Source organism: Alistipes sp. dk3624 (assembly GCF_009557455.1).
GTDB classification, from domain to species: domain Bacteria; phylum Bacteroidota; class Bacteroidia; order Bacteroidales; family Rikenellaceae; genus Alistipes_A; species Alistipes_A hominis.
In genome coordinates, this window is record NZ_CP045651.1 from 2,918,598 (window position 1) to 2,934,575 (window position 15,978).

Annotated in this window: 13 protein-coding genes; 7 read left to right on the forward strand and 6 right to left on the reverse strand. The window is 57.0% G+C overall.

From position 1 onward, the window contains the following. The first annotated feature begins 4 nt into the window (after positions 1-4). The 7 genes from GFH31_RS12365 (at position 5) to mscL (ending at position 7,113) form a co-directional block, all read left to right on the forward strand. The gene (locus tag GFH31_RS12365) at positions 5-589 is read left to right on the forward strand and encodes a TetR/AcrR family transcriptional regulator (RefSeq protein WP_153498003.1); all 585 of its coding nucleotides are present in this window, start codon (positions 5-7) and stop codon (positions 587-589) included. Between the two features lie 12 nt (positions 590-601). Then, positions 602-2,038, forward strand: coding sequence for a TolC family protein (locus tag GFH31_RS12370; RefSeq protein WP_101570879.1), 1,437 nt, complete (start codon positions 602-604; stop codon positions 2,036-2,038). Positions 2,039-2,094: 56 nt separating this feature from the next. Next, positions 2,095-3,081, forward strand: coding sequence for an HlyD family secretion protein (locus GFH31_RS12375; RefSeq protein WP_101570877.1), 987 nt, complete (start codon positions 2,095-2,097; stop codon positions 3,079-3,081). Positions 3,082-3,164: 83 nt separating this feature from the next. Then, positions 3,165-4,340 carry an ABC transporter permease gene (locus tag GFH31_RS12380; RefSeq protein WP_101571605.1) on the forward strand — a complete coding sequence of 392 codons (1,176 nt, stop codon included), beginning with the start codon at positions 3,165-3,167 and terminating at the stop codon, positions 4,338-4,340. A 2-nt stretch (positions 4,341-4,342) separates the two neighbouring features. Then, positions 4,343-5,542 (forward strand): ABC transporter permease, encoded by a 1,200-nt coding sequence (locus GFH31_RS12385; RefSeq protein WP_153498004.1) that lies wholly within the window; start codon positions 4,343-4,345, stop codon positions 5,540-5,542. 49 nt (positions 5,543-5,591) lie between these two features. Beyond that, entirely contained in the window at positions 5,592-6,623 is a 1,032-nt protein-coding gene (locus tag GFH31_RS12390) for a Gfo/Idh/MocA family oxidoreductase (protein WP_118458344.1), read from the forward strand. 64 nt (positions 6,624-6,687) lie between these two features. After that, the gene (mscL, locus tag GFH31_RS12395; protein WP_055203836.1) at positions 6,688-7,113 is read left to right on the forward strand and encodes a large-conductance mechanosensitive channel protein MscL; all 426 of its coding nucleotides are present in this window, start codon (positions 6,688-6,690) and stop codon (positions 7,111-7,113) included. 105 nt (positions 7,114-7,218) lie between these two features. Here the strand turns inward: mscL and GFH31_RS12400 are convergent, their stop codons facing one another. The 6 genes from GFH31_RS12400 to GFH31_RS12425 all read right to left on the reverse strand — a co-directional run bounded on the left by GFH31_RS12400 (position 7,219) and on the right by GFH31_RS12425 (position 15,949). Then, positions 7,219-10,107: a TonB-dependent receptor gene (locus GFH31_RS12400; RefSeq protein ID WP_153498005.1), complete on the reverse strand. Its 2,889-nt coding sequence runs from the start codon at positions 10,105-10,107 to the stop codon at positions 7,219-7,221. Positions 10,108-10,278: 171 nt separating this feature from the next. Further along, the gene (locus GFH31_RS12405; RefSeq protein WP_101570868.1) at positions 10,279-11,187 is read right to left on the reverse strand and encodes an alkaline phosphatase; all 909 of its coding nucleotides are present in this window, start codon (positions 11,185-11,187) and stop codon (positions 10,279-10,281) included. 104 nt (positions 11,188-11,291) lie between these two features. Then, entirely contained in the window at positions 11,292-12,038 is a 747-nt protein-coding gene (locus tag GFH31_RS12410; protein WP_118458348.1) for a LytR/AlgR family response regulator transcription factor, read from the reverse strand. Next, complete coding sequence (locus GFH31_RS12415) at positions 12,035-14,380, reverse strand: hypothetical protein (RefSeq protein WP_153498006.1); 2,346 nt, start codon at positions 14,378-14,380, stop codon at positions 12,035-12,037. Before GFH31_RS12415 ends, GFH31_RS12410 begins: the two co-directional genes overlap by 4 nt. Continuing rightward, on the reverse strand, positions 14,377-15,426 hold the full coding sequence (locus GFH31_RS12420) for a sensor histidine kinase (protein WP_101570863.1): 1,050 nt from the start codon (positions 15,424-15,426) through the stop codon (positions 14,377-14,379). The genes GFH31_RS12415 and GFH31_RS12420 overlap by 4 nt, the downstream gene beginning before the upstream one ends. A 10-nt stretch (positions 15,427-15,436) precedes the next feature. Further along, positions 15,437-15,949 (reverse strand): gamma carbonic anhydrase family protein, encoded by a 513-nt coding sequence (locus GFH31_RS12425; RefSeq protein WP_101570861.1) that lies wholly within the window; start codon positions 15,947-15,949, stop codon positions 15,437-15,439. Positions 15,950-15,978 lie beyond the last annotated feature (29 nt).

Genomic DNA, 15,978 nt, shown 5'->3' on the forward strand with positions numbered 1-15,978 from the left:
AGGAATGGCCAAGAAAATGGATATGACCAAACTGGATCGGATCCGGGAGGCTTCCGTGGAGATCATCAGCGAACACGGGATTCTGAACAGTTCCGTGGCGTCGATCGCCGAACGGGCCGGCGTTTCGGTGGGTTATCTGTACCGTCATTATCCGGGGAAGGTCGATCTGATCAACGACCTGCTCGAAGATGCGCTCAGGACGATCACCGACCGGATCTATGCGTTGGCCGACGAGACGAACGACATCCGGAAAATCGTGCGCGGGATCGTGGAGTTCATTATCGAGAGCGCTGCGACTAACCGCCCGAAACATAAGTTTCTGATCATGCTGTTGAACGACTTTTCGGTGGAGATCAATCCGGATATCCGGGAACGGATCCGGAGCATCGGGGATACGCTGATTGCGGTGGGACGAAAAAATAATGTTTTGCGTGACGATACATCCGTTGAAGATTTGTATATTGCATTGGTCGGAATCCCCATGCAGTACCTTGCTTCGCGGTATAAGTTCGGTTTCGGGGACGAGACCGACGATCAGCGGGGACTGATCGAAAAGATAACGGCTATATCATTGAGTGCCATTCAATAACAGTCAAGGAGTATGAGGAATTTTTGGATAGCGGTTAGTATTGCTACCGGGCTTGCGACGGCAGTTTGCGGGCAGGATGCGAAATCGTTGACTTACGATCAGGCGTTGGAGATGACCCTGACGCGGAATCCGGAGCTGAAGGCGGCTTCCTATGAACAGGAAGCGGCTCTGCGGGAGCGGAAAGCGGCTTACGGACTGAGACTGCCGCAGGCGAGCGTTACCGGTACTTATGTTTATATGGGCGACGACATGTCGGTCGGCATGAATGACCTGAAAGGGCCGGTCGGCGGAATCCTCGGCAGTTTGCCGGAAGGACTGCTTCCTCCGGCCGTTTTGCAGCAGGCCCAGGCTTTGCTGGCAAAGGATTGGGCGATGAAACTGCAGGATCGCAGTTTCGGAACCGTCGCGGCCAACATCACCGTTCCGGTCTATACCGGCGGTAAGATCAACGCGGCGAACAACGCGGCGAAGATCAAGGTCGAAAATGCGGCGCAGAAAGAGACGCAGGCGCGTAACGGGCTGGTGTCGGAACTTACCGAACGTTATTACGGACTCGCCCTTGCGATGCAGGTGGTCGAAGTGCGCAAGCAGGTGCTTGACGGAATGCGCCACCATTTGTCGGATGCGGTCGCGCTGGAAAACAACGGGATCATCGCCAAGGGCGAGCGGCTCTATGCGGAGGTGCATACCGCCGAGGCCGAACGGGAATACCTGAAGGCGCAGAAAACCGTCGAAACCCTGAAAAGCGCATTGGGCAGCACGCTCAACAGCGAGGAATCCGTCGCTCCCGCCAGCGATATGTTTATCCTCAGCGATATCGAAGGGGCGGATTATTTCAAGCAGTGCGCTCTCGACCGGAACCCGCTGTTGCGGCAGGTATCGTACGCGAAACGCCTTGCGACCGAGAATATGCGATTGCAGCGTTCCGAGTTCGCTCCCCAGGTGGCGCTGATGGGTATCGCTTCGCTGTATAATTACCAGGTGTCGTCGATCATGCCGAAATGGGCCGTCGGGGCCGGCGTATCGTTCAAGATCTTCGACGGTCTGCACCGCGAGTATAAGTTCAGCGCGGCGCGCTGGCAGATCCGCCAGGCCGAGGCGGTCGGCGAGCAGGCGCACAACAATATGTTGACGCTGATCGACAAACTGTACAACGAAATGGTCACTTATTCGCAGCAACTTCCTTCGGTGGACGCTTCGTATCGTTTTGCGACGGAATACCTGCGGATCAAGGACGAGGCTTTCAAGGAGGGGGCGGCTCCGTCGTCGGACGTCGTGGACGCTCGGTTGAACCTGGCCAAGATCAAGATCGAGCGGTTGCAGGCGGCCTATTATTACGACCTGATGCTGGCGCGGCTGCTGGAAGCGGCCGGAATCAGCGAGGCGTTTTCCGATTATGCCAAACGGTCGGCCGCCATGCCGATCCGGTTCGAGGACGAATCGAACTGATGAAGGGCCTGTGTATTTGAAAAAATGCCGAGAAAAAACGTAAAAATAATAATCGTATGAAAAAGAGTAATGTCATCGGATTGACCATCGGGATCGTGGTCGTGATCGTGACCGTTTCGCTGATCTGCTGGTTCGCGATCAAGCCCGTGCCTACGCTGATTCAGGGCGAGGTCGAAGTGAAGAGCATCAAGATCTCGTCCAAGTTGGCCGGACGTATCGAGCAGATGGACGTGAAAGAGGGACAACAGGTGAAAAAGGGAGAGCTGCTGTTCGTGCTCAGTACGCCGGAAGTCGAAGCTAAATTGCGTCAGGCCGAGGCGGCCCGCAACGCGGCCGGCGCGCAGAGCGCCAAGGCCAGCCGGGGCGCCCGCATCCAGGAGATCGAGGGAGCGCTGAATATGTGGAAAAAAGCGCAGGCGGGGGTCGAACTGGCCCAGAAAAGTTTCGACCGGGTGAAAAATCTATACGAGTCGGGAGTCGTTCCCGCCCAAAAATACGACGAAGCGCTGGCGAACCTGAAAGCGATGCAGACGACCGAATCGGCCGCTAAAGCGCAGTACGACATGGCGGTCGAGGGCGCCCGCCGCGAAGACCGGGAGGCCGCCGCCGCGCTGGTCGACCAGGCTTCGGGAGCCGTTTCCGAAGTGGAGTCCTATATTTCCGATGCGATGCAGTATTCGCCGATCGACGGCGAGGTGTCGTCGGTGATCGCCGAAAAAGGCGAACTAATCGGGTCGGGCTATCCGGTGATTACGTTGCTGGATATGAACGATCTGTGGATTACTTTTAATATCAAAGAGGATCTGTTGCCGAAAATCAGGATCGGGTCGGTGCTGAAAGCCTACGTTCCGGGACTGGGCGGAGCGATCGAGCTAAAGGTCGATTATATCGCCGTGCAAGCCGAATATGCGACCTGGTCGGCCACTCGGACCAAAGGCGATTTCGATATCCGCACGTTCGAGGTCAAGGCGCGCCCCGTAGCTAAAGTCGACGGTTTGCGTCCGGGGATGACCGTCACGGTGAACTGGGACGAAATCCGGTAAATCAAAGGTTGCCGGAGCGACGGATTTCCGGCGGCCGTTCGCGTTTCCGTCCGGCGGAGATGCGGTTTCAAATTTCGGAAAAAATGGAATATATCAGAGCATTCTGGCGGGTATTTGTCCGGGAAGTCCGGACGTTCGGCAACCACAAGGTCTTTTACAGGCTTTCGGTGGGGCTGCCGATCCTGTCGTTCCTGTTCTTCGTCGTGCTGTTCCGCAGCGGAGTGCCGCACGACATGCCGGTAGCCGTGCTCGATCAGGACAATACGCCGCTGTCGCGTCAACTCGTCCGGATGATCGACGCTACGCCGTCGGCGAAGGTGGCCTACCGGATTGCCGGTATGGACGAGGGCGAACGGATGATGAAGGAGGGTACGATCGATGCGATCGTCTTTATCCCCCGCGATCTGGAAAAGAACGTGTACAGCAATACGCAGACCGGAGTCGTGGCTTATATCAACGACCTGAACCTCGCCAAGAACGGTATGCTGAACAAAGATATCCAGACGACCGTTACGACCTTTTCTTCCGGGATACAGATCCAGACGCTGATGAAAAAAGGATTGTCCGAAAAGGAAGCCTACGAGCAGATGATGCCGATCTATTTCGAAAAGCACGTCCTGTTCAATCCCTATGTCAATTATACATACTACTTGCTGCCGGTTTTTCTGCCGGTCATGTTGTTGATATTTACGCTGATATCGACGGTATTTACCATCGGGGTGGAACTGAAGAACGGCACGGCGCGGCAATGGCTGTCGACCGCGGGAGACAATGCGCTCGTCGCGCTGGCCGGCAAGCTGACTCCGTATACGATCATTTTCTTCGCTCTTTGTATGCTGATGAATACCATTCTGTTCAAATTCGTCGGCGTTCCGCTGAACGGCAGCGTTCCGCTGCTGTTCGCGTCGGGCCTGGTCTTCGTGCTGGCCTATCAGGCGATCGGCGTGGCGATCAGCGCTTTGTTGAGCAACCTGCGGCTGTCGCTGTCGATCGGCGGAGGGTATTCGGTGCTGGCGTTCACCTTTTCGGGGCTTACGTTCCCGTTCCTGGCGATGGATCTTCCGGTACGGATCATCGGTTATGTTTTTCCGTTGACCTATTACGTGGACATCTTCATCGACCAGGCGATGCGGGGCGCTCCGCCCGTCTATACCATTAACTACCTCGGATACATGTCCGTTTTCATCCTGCTGCCGGTCGTCCTGCTGCCGCGGCTGAAGCGGATCTGCACCGATGAAAAATACTGGGGGAGGTTGTAGTCATGGGTTTATCGAAATTCAAAATAAAATACCGGGAGTTCGTCGATATCCTGCGTCACGAATACCATTATATTTTTCACGACGGCGGGGTGCTGCTGGTCGTGGTCGGAGCGATCCTGATCTATTCGACGGCCTATTCGTTCGCCTATAAGAACGAGGTGCTGCGCGACATTCCGATCGCAATCGTCGATAACAGCCAGACCCCGTCGAGCCGTCAGATAATCCGTTCGTTCGATGCGACGCCGAACCTGCGCGTGGCTTATAAGCCGACCAGTCTCGAAGAGGCGAAAAAGCTGTTTTACCAGCGCAAGGTCAACGGAGTGATCGTGATTCCGTCGGATTACGAAAAAAAGCTGCAGCGGGCCGAAAAGGTGAATCTGGCGATCTATGCCGACGCCAGTTACTTTCTGATGTACCGGCAGGTGTTTTTCGACGTCACGAACAGCGTGCTCCATTCGAACGGCAACGTGGAGTGGGTGCGGTTCGTTTCGAAAGGCGCCCAGCCGAAACAGGCCGAGGCGCTGAGCAATCCGGTGACGATCTCCGTAAAGAACCTGTACAATCCGTCCGGCGGTTATGCGACTTTCATCATGCCGGCCATCATCATGGTCATCATCCAGCAGACGCTGCTGATCGGGATCGGCATGGTCGGCGGAACGTGGCGCGAGCTGAAAATGTACCGGACGCTGATACCCGCCGGCGAAAAACGGCTGGCCGTGCTGCCGATGGTTTCCGGTAAAACGGTCGCCTACCTGTCGGTGTACTGCCTGACGCTGCTCTATGTGCTGGGCGTTCACTACCGGATCTTCGGTTATCCGATGAACGGGTCGTGGGGAACGGTGATGCTGTTCCTGCTGCCGTACCTGCTGTCGTGCATCTTTCTCGGTATCGCTCTATCCACGTTGTTCCGTTACCGCGAGAATTCGTTGCTGTTGCTGTTGTTTACTTCGATTCCGTTCCTGATGCTCAGCGGGGCTTCGATTCCGAAGGAGTGTATGCCCGAATGGCTTTACGCGATCGGGAAGGTGGTGCCGAGTAGCAGCGGCGTGGACGGGTTCGTGCGAATCCAGACGATGGGGGCCACGCTATCCGAGGTTTCCGTGCAGTGGTGCACGCTGTGGGTATTGACGGCGGTCTATTTCGGCTTGGCCTGCCTGGGTATGCGCAATATCATCCGGCGCGTGGAGAACCGACAGGAGTGACGATTCGGCCCGTATATTGCAGAGAGTTAAACGATCAATCATCCTAAGAATGCGAATCAAAACAGGTATTGCAGGTTTCGGCCTTTCGGGGCAGGTGTTCCACGCCCCGTTCATCCACGCCAATCCCGGTTTCGAACTGACGGCCGTCGTCGAACGCCGGACGAAAAAGGCGTTCGCAAGTTATCCGGACGTCCGCTCGGTCGCCTCGTTCGGGGAACTGTTGGAACAGGACGTCGAACTGGTCGTCGTCAATACGCCGGACGCCACCCACTTCGATTTTTGTCGCCGCGCCCTCGAGGCAGGTAAACACGTCGTGGTCGAAAAACCGTTCGTGACGACCTGTGCCGAAGCCGAATCCCTGGTCGAACTGGCCGAACGGAAGGGACTTATGCTGACGGTGTACCAGAATCGCCGCTGGGACAACGACTTTCTGACGGTACGGCAGGTGCTCGAAACCGGAGCGCTGGGGCGTGTCGTCGAACTACAGTCGTCTTTCCAGCGTTACCGGCCGTTTCTGGCCGAGTCGGTTTGGAAAGAGGATCCGGGCGAGACAAGGGTAGGGATCACCTACAATCTCGGTTCGCACCTCTGCGATCAGGCGGTGGCCCTGTTCGGCAAACCGCGCGGCGTATGGGCTACGTTGGGCAGGCTGCGCGACGGCAGCCGGATCGACGATTACAGTTTCGTCGAATTGCTTTATCCGGAGTTGAAAGTTTCGTTGCGCGCGAGTATGCTGGTGCGTGAAGAGGCTCCGCGGTTCGCCGTGCACGGTACGGCGGGATCGTATGTAAAATACGGAACCGACCCGCAAGAGAATGCGCTTCGATACGAAAATGCGACGCCGGACGACGGAGTCTGGATCGTCGAGGACGAACGGCAGTGGGGCGTTCTGCATAACGACAGCGGACGTTGCAGGTATCCGACCGTTCCGGGGAATTACATGCGGTTCTACGACAATGTCTACCGCGTCCTGCGCGAAGGGGACGAACCGGCCGTCACGCATGCGGAAATGCTGACCGACATGAAGATCCTGGATGCTGTTTTCGAAAGCGACCGGACGGGGAACGCCGTTTCGCTGTAGGGTTTTCCGGAGGCGGCAGACCTTCGTGTGGATACCGTTGTATAACTTAATATAAAGAACGATTATGAAAATTAAGATCTTAGAAGAGTTCAAACAGTTTGCCATGCGCGGCAACGTAGTCGATATGGCGGTCGGTATCATTATCGGCGGCGCATTCGGCAAGATCGTGTCGTCGTTGGTGGCGGACATCATCATGCCGCCGATCGGGCTGTTGATCGGCGGGGTAAACTTTACCGAATTGAAAATTCCGCTGAAAGCGGCCGTCTTTTCCGAGGCCGGCAAGGAGGTGACTCCCGCCGTAGCGATCAATTACGGCACTTTTTTACAGACGACGCTCGATTTTATCATCATCGCGTTCTCTATTTTCCTGATGGTCAAATTGCTTAACCGCTTCCATACGCAAAAGAAGGAAGAGGCGGCTCCTGCGGCCCCTCCCGCCGACATTCAATTGCTTACCGAAATACGGGATCTGTTGAAAAATAAATCGTAGTCCGGTCTTCTTTTCCGGAAACAGAGCGCCCGCCGGGAAACCGGCGGGCGCTTTTCCTATTTGACTGCTAAAACTGCATTATGAAAAAATGTGGTGTCGAAACGGTTAGAAGGGGGGCATTCCTCCGCCGCGCGGCGGGCCCGTCGGATGATCGCCCGGAGGAGGACCGTCCCGGCGGAAATCGTCGCGGCCTTCGGGTCGGCTGTACGCTTTGCCGTCTTTGCCGGTGAGCGTCCGCAGGTTGTAGACCAGGCTGATGCTCACGTAGCGTCCCAGTACGTTGGTAGTGACATTCTGGATATAGTTTTCGCTGACGTTGCGGACGAAGCTTTTGTTTTGGTTCAGAATATCGTAAACCTGTACGCTGATCTCCCCGCGCTGGTTTTTGAACAGTTTTTTGCCGATACCGGCGTTCAGTAGGAAGAACTCCTCGGTGAACTTATCGGTAACGCCCCGGTATTTGGAGTAGCTGCCGTTCGCTTCGAGCGTGATCCCTTTCCACGTGATCCATTTGATCCGTCCGGTTCCCACGCCGTTGAAATACTCGTTGTTATTGGTCGAGTGGGCGATGTTGTACCCGGCCCGGTAGGTAAACGTAAAGTCGAGTTGGTCGCTGAAATTGCTGCCCAACGTGATACCGCCGGTGTAGGAGGCTGTGGTAGTCGTGCTCCGCACCAGGTTGTAGATGGTCGGCATCGCGGTGTACGAAGCCCTTAGATCCAGATTCAGGTTGCTGCCGAGCCAACCGACCGGAAATCCGTAGTAGGCGCCGCCGTCGATCGTCCAGTAACCGTTCAGGTTGACCGGCCGGGAGTACTGCGCTCCGCGGTCGAGTACGACGACCGTATTGCCCGTTTCGTCCTTGACTTCGTAGCCGTTCCGATCGGCGCGTTCCACCGAATTGGTGATCGAATTGTTCTGTATCCCTGCCGTCATTTGCGCTCCGAGGGTGGTGCCTTTCCCGACGTTGACCCGCGTGTAGCGGATATTCATACGTTGCGCGTATACCGGTTTCAGGTTCGGATTGCCCTGCGATATGAACAGCGGGTTCGATACGTCCAACACGTTTTGAAGTTGGGTGACCGACGGGTTGTCCGTCCCGGAGAACAGCCTGACGCGCATCGAATTGCTGCGGTTGAATTTGAGATGCAGCATGGCCCTGTAGACGATGTTGTCGAAATTGGCCGCCATTTTCGAACGGGCTACGGTCGGGAACTGCTGATCCCCGGTGAGCGTGGCGTACTGGTAGTTCAGGTTGACGACCAGCATCGTCTTATCGCTGTGCAGGCGGAAGCCGGGACCGACGCGGTGGGTCAGGTAGCCGCTGTTGTACGTGTTCGACAGGCTGTCCAGGAACAGGTCGCCGGGCAGTTCGTACGAACGTTTGTCGCGGTCGGAATAGTTGTACGAGATGTCGTAATTGGCGAGCAGTTGAACCCGTTCGGAAACCGGTTCGGAATACGAGACGCGGCCGCCGACCCGATAGCCTTTCGAGTGGTTCAGAATCAACTGGTTCAACTGCGAAGTCGAGTCCGGATTCAGGTAGCGCGTCAGCGAATACTTGGTGTTGTCCCGGTCGTTTTTCGAGGCTCCTCCGTTGATCGAAACCGTCAGCACCCGGCCGTCCCTGCCGCCGAATTTGTGCATGAAATTCAGGTCGCCCGAAATGTTGTACCCCGCCGAATTGGCCGCGTTGTTGCTTTTGAAAAAGTTCAGCAACGTATTGCCCGCGTCGCCGTCGGTGGCGGCGGTCGCCGACGTGTCGGCGCTGTACGTGTCGTTGGTCTGGAAACTGAGCGACGGACGGAACATCAACTGGTTGTTGTCGTTGATTTTGTATTCGACCAGTCCGTTGATCCGGTGGTTGAAGTTGCGGGAGTTGTCCCGGCCGGTCTCGTCGTATAGTTGGTCTGAAAAGTACTCCCTTTGCGTCAGCGCTTCGGTGGTGTTCTTGGTCGTGTTGAACGAATAACTGCCCTGGACTTTCAGCTTGTCCCACCACTGGTTCGCATAGTCGACGCCGAACATTTTGACGGTCGAAACGCCGCTCTGATTGCCGATCATAAAGGCATTCCCGCCGCGTCCGCCGGGTCCGCCACGTCCGCCGCCGGAACTGAGCACACCCAGCAGGTCGTCGGTAGCGAAGTTCTGCTGATTGACGTTGTTGGCCATGCCGAGCAGCGTGAGCCTCCGGTTGTCCTTGAGCAGGTTGATACTCGCGCTGACGTTATACAGTTCGTCGAATCCGTAACTTCCGTAAAAACGACCGAATTTGGCATGGTTGAGCCCGCGTTGCGTGACGATATTGATCGCTTTGTATCCCTGGCCGTCGTCGACGCCGCTGAATGCGGCCTGGTCGCTCAGTTTGTCGAACACTTCGACCCGGTCGATCACTTCGGCCGGCAGGTTTTTGATGGCCGTCGTAACGTCCTCCCCGAAAAATTCCTTACCGTCGACAAGCACTTTTTTAACCTGTTCGCCCTGCGCTTCGACGCTGCCGCCTTCCACTTTGATACCCGGCATTTTTTCCAGCAGTTTTTCGGTCGACGCGTCCGGAGTCACTTTGAAAGCTCCCGCATTGTACACCAGCGTGTCTCCTTTTTGCGTCGTGCGCATGGTCAGTCCTTTGACGACGATTTCGTCCATTTGTTGAATGTCGGGCGTCATCGTAATCGTGCCGAGGTCGGTCTTCGGTTTTGCGACCTCGACCTGCGAAGTGTGGGACGTAAGTCCCAGGTAGGTGATCGTAACGTCGTAAGAGCCGTAGGCGAGTTTCGGGAAAGTGAAAGCGCCGTCCTTGTCCGACGTGGTATAGAGTTTTTTCGTGCTGTCGGCCGGACTGCATTCGATGACGGCTCCGATGACCGGCTCCTGCGCCGTCTGGTCGATGATTTTTCCGGTTATGCTGCCCGATTTGGGCGTTGCCGCCGAAACCGGCTCCGGAAGGAACGGCAGTGCGAACAGCAATAAGAGTAGCAGCGTCGTATATTTCATAGTTCGTGTCATTTCCGGTTGCAAAGAAAAGCGTTTCACCATAGAAAACATGCTTCTGTCCGGTAAAACGGAAAATATAGAGGGTGAAACGCCCGCATCGCATCCCAATCGAAAAGCGGGGAGCGATTTGCTCTCCGCTTTTACGAACCGGGACGTTTCCTGTGTTTTCCGTTATTCGAATACCGACATGACCGGTCGCCCGATCCACACCTGCGGCTGGTCGATCGAAAAGATATGGCCGATCGTCGGGGCGCAGTCGAACACCATGACGCTTTCCGGGATTTCGTGCCCCTGTTTGATCCCCTTGCCGCAAACGACGAACGGGGTTTCCATCTCTTTCATCGAGATGCCGCCGTGTCCTTTGCCGGTACCGCCGTGATCGGCCGTGAAGAATACGATCGCATCGTCCTTCATATCGTTTTTTTCGAGGGTTTCCATAATCTTGCCGACATAGCCGTCGATCTGTTTGCACATTTCGAAATACTCGTCGCTCTCCCAGCCGCACCGGTGTCCGGTTTCATCCGGTTCTCCGAAGGCGATGAACGTAAAGAGCGGTTTCTCGCGTCCGATATAGAGGCACATACTGTCGGCCAGCGCCGGATCGCTCGGTACGTTGCTGTTGATGTTCACGGCTTTTTGTTCATACAGGCAGCCGATGGTCGGCCAGTTGTAACCGCACGCCATCACGGCGTCGGGCCGCGCGTCGCGGATCGCTCCGCAGATACCGGGGAAGAGTCCGTATTTACCGATCACGCGCGACGGCAGGTCGGGAACCTGACTGCCCCATGTCGTATAGCCGTGCAGTTCCGGCCCGGCTCCCATCAGCATCGAGGCCCAGTTGACGGCGCTCGACGACGGAAGCACGCTGCGCCGTTCGAGCGTATAGCTGCCGTTTTTCATCAGGGCTTCGATGTTCGGGAATGCTCCGGGATGCGCGCGCACGACGTCCGAACTGAATCCGTCGCTGCCGATCAGCACGACGTATTTGGCCTTTTGCGCTTCGCATTTTTTCCCTTTCGCGACGGCTCCGGTCAGCGAAGCGGTTGCGATAACCAACAGTAAAAGCGTAATTTTTCTCATAGTTTGTAGGATTAGTTATACAACTTAGGTATTATAAAAGTAGGTTTTTTGTTTTAAAACAGCGACAAAAAACCGGCAGGCAGTATTTTCGGTTTAGCGCGCCGTCAGTTACCGGTAAACCATTTTTTGAAATCCGGAACCCGCGCCTTGCTGACGACGATGCGTTCCGGGGTTTTGACGGTCAGGTTGACCGACAGCCGGCTGCCGAACCATACCGACAGGTCGCGGACGGCGCGGCGCGAGACGATGAATTGCCGGTTCGCCCGGTAAAAGTCGCGTTCCGGCAGCAAGGCGATCAGCGTGTCCAGCGGTTTGTCCATCGGCAGGCTCCGGCCGTCGAACGTGACGACCGAGACCTTCTCGTCGGCGGTGTAGCAATAGGCGATCTCGTCCGGGGTCAGCGGAACCAGTTTGTCGCGAAACGGAATCAGAAAACTCTGCGCCCGCGCCGAGAGATAACGCTGGGTCTGTTCGACGTATTCGGCTTTTTCGCGGCCCGACAGCCGTTTGAATTTTTCGAAAGCCCGTTCGAGTTCCTGTTTTTTGATCGGCTTGAGGATATAGTCGATGCTGTTGACCTTGAATGCGTCGAGCGCGTAACGGTCGTAAGCCGTCGTAAAGACGATCGGGCAGGGAATATCGACTTGTTCGAAAATCTTGAAAGCCTGTCCATCGGCCAGGTGGATATCCATGAAGACGATGTCCGGCAGCGGGTTGGCGCGTATCCAGCCGATCGAGTCAACGACCGTGTCGATCACGTCGACGATCTCGACCGACGGGTCGATTTCCCGCAGCAAGCTTTTCAGGTTGGTTGCCGCCGCCGTTTCGTCTTCGATGATTAACGCTTTCATTGTTGGGAGGTTTCAGAATTCCGGGGTTCCGCCTGACGGTCGAGCCAATCCAGGACGTAACGGATGTTCAGTTGCTTTTCGAGCAGGTCTTGCGGGACGTAAAAATAGTGGTTCGACGATTCGTAGCCGATCGTAGGGTCGTTCCGGACGATCGGCAGCAGATCGGCGGTCAGTTCGGCTTCGGCTTCCGCCGCCCGGCGCATCGTGTCGATGTACCGGCGCCGTTCGTCGCGGTCGGTCGATGTCAACAGGCGGTTGCGGGCTTCGGTGAACCGGGCTTGGTTCGCCGACGAAGCGCAGTGGATGCCGACGGTACGGGCGCGTCCCAGGTCGTCGGTCAGTTGCTTGCGGTATTTTCCTTTCGAAACCGCTACGGCTTTTTGCAGCAGTTCGCAGCCTGCCGCGAACCCGTCCGCCACTTTTTGCATCTGGGCGACGAACGTTTCGGTCGGGTAGACCGACCGCCAGTTGTCCAGCGCGTCGTAGGGGATACCTACCATGCTGGCCGGCCAGCCGGTCGGTTCCGTATACAGCGGATTGGCGGGGCCCATGTGCTGCGGCCCGCTATAAAGCGTTCCCCCGTTATAGGGAAATTCCTTGAACGCTTCGGAAAAGAGGTGCCATGCCCGGCATACCAGCGGTGCGGCCTGTTTGCCGTAATGTTTTTCGGCCAGTTGACGCAAGCAGGTTTCTTGCTGCTGTCCCGGACGGAAGGACTGGAACAGTTCCAGGTTGGTCGACGGATAACCGCCCAGACTCCAGCTCAGCATCACGCCGTCCGTAGCCTCCGACGTCAGGTTCTCGGCGTGCTGCGCCACGAGTTCCAATACGGGAACAGCCGGTACGACGGCCATTTCCCACGAGGCGTTCACCTGTATTTTGGCGACGGTTTTCAGACCTGCCTGCTTGGCGTATCGCCAGTGTGCGAGCGCCCGCGGTCCCGGGCCTACGGCTGACAGCGCGTATTCGCCCACGGCCGACCGGATCCCTCCGCGTTCGATCGGCAGCGCCCATTCGCTGACCGACATCAGCCAGCAGCTTTTGGGCAAACGGCCGATGATCTCTTCGGCGTAAGAATCGTTCCATCCCCAGTCCCATACCAGCACTTTGGCGTCGGGACTGCCGCTCCTTACGCCTTTCTCGATCGCCGTGTTGACCTCTACGATCAGGTCGGCGTACGAGCGGTTCCGGCAGCGTTCGCATTGGCCCTGTCCGCCGCGCGACGCACAGTTGGTCAGGTTTTCCGATGCGGTGATCGTAAATACGCCGGAGAGTCCCGGAACCTGCCGGAATACCGATTCCAGCGACCGGCTCGTCCAGTCGAGCACTTCGGGCACCGACGTGCATAGGGCGCGCTGGTCTCCTTCGGCCGATCCCATCAACGCTTTCCTCTGGGGATCGGATTCGAAAAACGAGAGGTTCATCGCACGGGGTTCGTTTACATACAGGTAGATGCCGATCCCGTATTTGGCGGCGCGTTCGACCAGCCGTTTCAGCCCTTCGATGCGCAGTCCGGCATCGTCCGCCCCCGGGAAAATGCCGTCCGGCGGAACCAGCGTCCGCAGTACGGAGTGCATCCAGATTCCGTTCACGCCGGCCTCGGAGAGCCGCTGCAACAGTCCTTCCGGATAGGACGACAGTTCGGGATCGGTCAGCGGATCGCCGAACGTCGCGCAGTAAGGGTAGATGATCCGCAGCGCGAAACCCTGTCCGCCGGTATCGGCCGTTGCCGGTTCCTGTCGTTTGCGGGCGGGTTTATGACTTCGGGAAAATTCGTCGATGAATGCGAACCGGGGCGTCTCGGCAACGGCGGTTGCCGGCCGGATATCCCGGACTTGCGCGGCGATCCGGGCGGCTTGTCGTTCGGCCTGTTCGGAAGGCTTTTCGTAATGCAGCGGCGGGCAATAGGGTTTCCTGTAACCCAGTTTTACGAACAGGTAGTCGTCTTCGATCAGCCGCCATGCCAGTTCCTCGCGCGTGATGCCGAGCAGCGTGAGCAGTTGGTCGTATGGCAGCAGGTGCCAGTTCCGCCGCAATACGGTGATATATCCCTGCGGGGAGTTCCATTCGGGTTCGATCGCCCGTTGCGGAGGAAGGCCCATCGATTCGGCCAGCGCGCGGACATTTTCGACCGGGGTTTCGAGCACTTCGGCCAGTTTCCGGGCCGGGACGAGCGTCCAGTTGCGCCATACGAACGCGTATTGGCGTCCCGGGAACCAGGGCGATTCGACGGCGGGCGCCGTTCCGTTTTCATCGGGCAGCGGTGCGGCCGTCGATACGGGTAGTGCGGCTGCGGCAGAGCCGAACAGCAGAAGCAGGGATACGATCAGTTTACGGGTCATGACAGGGATTTGATTGGGTTCGGGGATTCGATGAGCGGAAGGATCACTTCGAACGCGTCGTCGGTACGGATGATACGCACCTGTTGCGACGTGAGCAGCAGGTAGCGGGACGACAGGTTTTTAAGTCCGATCCCTGTTCCGGTCGTTTCGTCGATTTTAGGGATCAACGGGTTCGACACTACGAGCGTGCCGTCGTCCGTGCGGATGGCGATCCGCAGCGGTTTCGTCCGCGAGATGCTGTTATGCTTGACGGCGTTTTCGATCAGCGGCTGTAGCGACAGTACCGGCAGTTTCCAATCCCGGTAACGGTCTTCGATCCGGATGTCGCAGAACAGTTTGTTTTCGTAGCGGATCGTCAGCAGGTAGAGGTAGGCTTCGGTGAAGCGCAGCTCTTCGGACAGCGTGGTCAGTTCTCCCTGGCCCGATTGCAGCATGTAGCGGAACGTGTCGGCCAGCCGGTCGATGTACAGCAGCGCTTTGTCGTTGCTTTTTTCACGCACCAGCATCGACAGCGAGTTCAGCGAGTTGAACAGGAAGTGCGGGCTGATCTGGTTGGCCAGCATGTTGTAGCGCGTTTGCAGGTTTTCGTTTTTGAGCTGCTCGTTTTCGATCGTGATGTGCTGTTTCTGGTAAATCAGTTCGAATATCAGTCCGTACAGCACCGAAACGATCAGCACGAACGAGCATTTCATGATGTGCAGCGGATTATACAGCCGGCCGGTCATCAGCGGGATGTTCCAATTGCCGCCGCGGCTCAGCGTCGGGATGAACAGGTAGAAAAGCACCGTGATCGCAATGGTTAACAGGATTTTGCGCGTCAGCGACAGGCTGCGTACGGTGTTCAACATGACGATCGCGATCGCCATGGCATAGAAGTAGAACAACTGGAAAGCGATGAATCCGGGAGCCATCGTCATCATCGGAGGCGGACGGTGACCGCGCACGTCGTTTCCGTTCAGCAGGAACGAAAAATTGACGATCAGCGTCAGCGCCAGCGCTACCAGCAGGTTGATGACGATTACTCGATGCTTTCCGGTCTGTTTCATGGCTTTCCGGCTATTTGTACCACGAAGCGTACATCATGTAGTCGCGGGCCGTGCGTTCGATGATGTCGCGCACCTGTTCCGGCGTCACGTCCTTCACGCGCCGCGCCGGTACGCCGGCGTAGACGCTGCCCGGTTCGATAACGGTTTTCGACAGTACCAGCGAATTGGCCGCGACGATCGATCCCGTGCCTACGACGGCATGATCGAGCACGGTCGCTCCCATGCCGATCAGGCATTTGTCCTCGATCCTGGCGCCGTGAATGTTGGCGTTGTGGCCGATCGAGATGTCGTTGCCGATGACCGTCACCGAACGCTGGTACAACGTGTGGACGACTACTCCGTCCTGGATGTTGACCCGGTCGCCGATCGTGATTTTATTGACGTCGCCGCGCAGCACGGTGCTGAACCAGATGCTACAGTCCCGGCCGATCGTGACGTCGCCGATGATCGTGGCGTTTTCCGCCAGAAACGTATTTTCTCCGATTACGGGCGTAAAGCCCCGCAGCGGTTTGATAAGTGCCATAATTCCGTTTTTTAAGTTATTCGCCGATA

Excerpts from the sequence above, each read along its gene's own strand:
- GFH31_RS12405 (WP_101570868.1), bottom strand. The coding sequence starts at position 11,187 with ATGAGAAAAATTACGCTTTTACTGTTGGTTATCGCAACCGCTTCGCTG.
- GFH31_RS12420 (WP_101570863.1), bottom strand. The coding sequence starts at position 15,426 with ATGAAACAGACCGGAAAGCATCGAGTAATCGTCATCAACCTGCTGGTA.
- GFH31_RS12380 (WP_101571605.1), top strand. The coding sequence starts at position 3,165 with ATGGAATATATCAGAGCATTCTGGCGGGTATTTGTCCGGGAAGTCCGG.
- GFH31_RS12375 (WP_101570877.1), top strand. The coding sequence starts at position 2,095 with ATGAAAAAGAGTAATGTCATCGGATTGACCATCGGGATCGTGGTCGTG.
- GFH31_RS12390 (WP_118458344.1), top strand. The coding sequence starts at position 5,592 with ATGCGAATCAAAACAGGTATTGCAGGTTTCGGCCTTTCGGGGCAGGTG.
- GFH31_RS12415 (WP_153498006.1), bottom strand. The coding sequence starts at position 14,380 with ATGACCCGTAAACTGATCGTATCCCTGCTTCTGCTGTTCGGCTCTGCC.
- GFH31_RS12370 (WP_101570879.1), top strand. The coding sequence starts at position 602 with ATGAGGAATTTTTGGATAGCGGTTAGTATTGCTACCGGGCTTGCGACG.
- GFH31_RS12365 (WP_153498003.1), top strand. The coding sequence starts at position 5 with ATGGCCAAGAAAATGGATATGACCAAACTGGATCGGATCCGGGAGGCT.
- GFH31_RS12410 (WP_118458348.1), bottom strand. The coding sequence starts at position 12,038 with ATGAAAGCGTTAATCATCGAAGACGAAACGGCGGCGGCAACCAACCTG.
- mscL (WP_055203836.1), top strand. The coding sequence starts at position 6,688 with ATGAAAATTAAGATCTTAGAAGAGTTCAAACAGTTTGCCATGCGCGGC.
- GFH31_RS12400 (WP_153498005.1), bottom strand. The coding sequence starts at position 10,107 with ATGAAATATACGACGCTGCTACTCTTATTGCTGTTCGCACTGCCGTTC.
- GFH31_RS12385 (WP_153498004.1), top strand. The coding sequence starts at position 4,343 with ATGGGTTTATCGAAATTCAAAATAAAATACCGGGAGTTCGTCGATATC.
- GFH31_RS12425 (WP_101570861.1), bottom strand. The coding sequence starts at position 15,949 with ATGGCACTTATCAAACCGCTGCGGGGCTTTACGCCCGTAATCGGAGAA.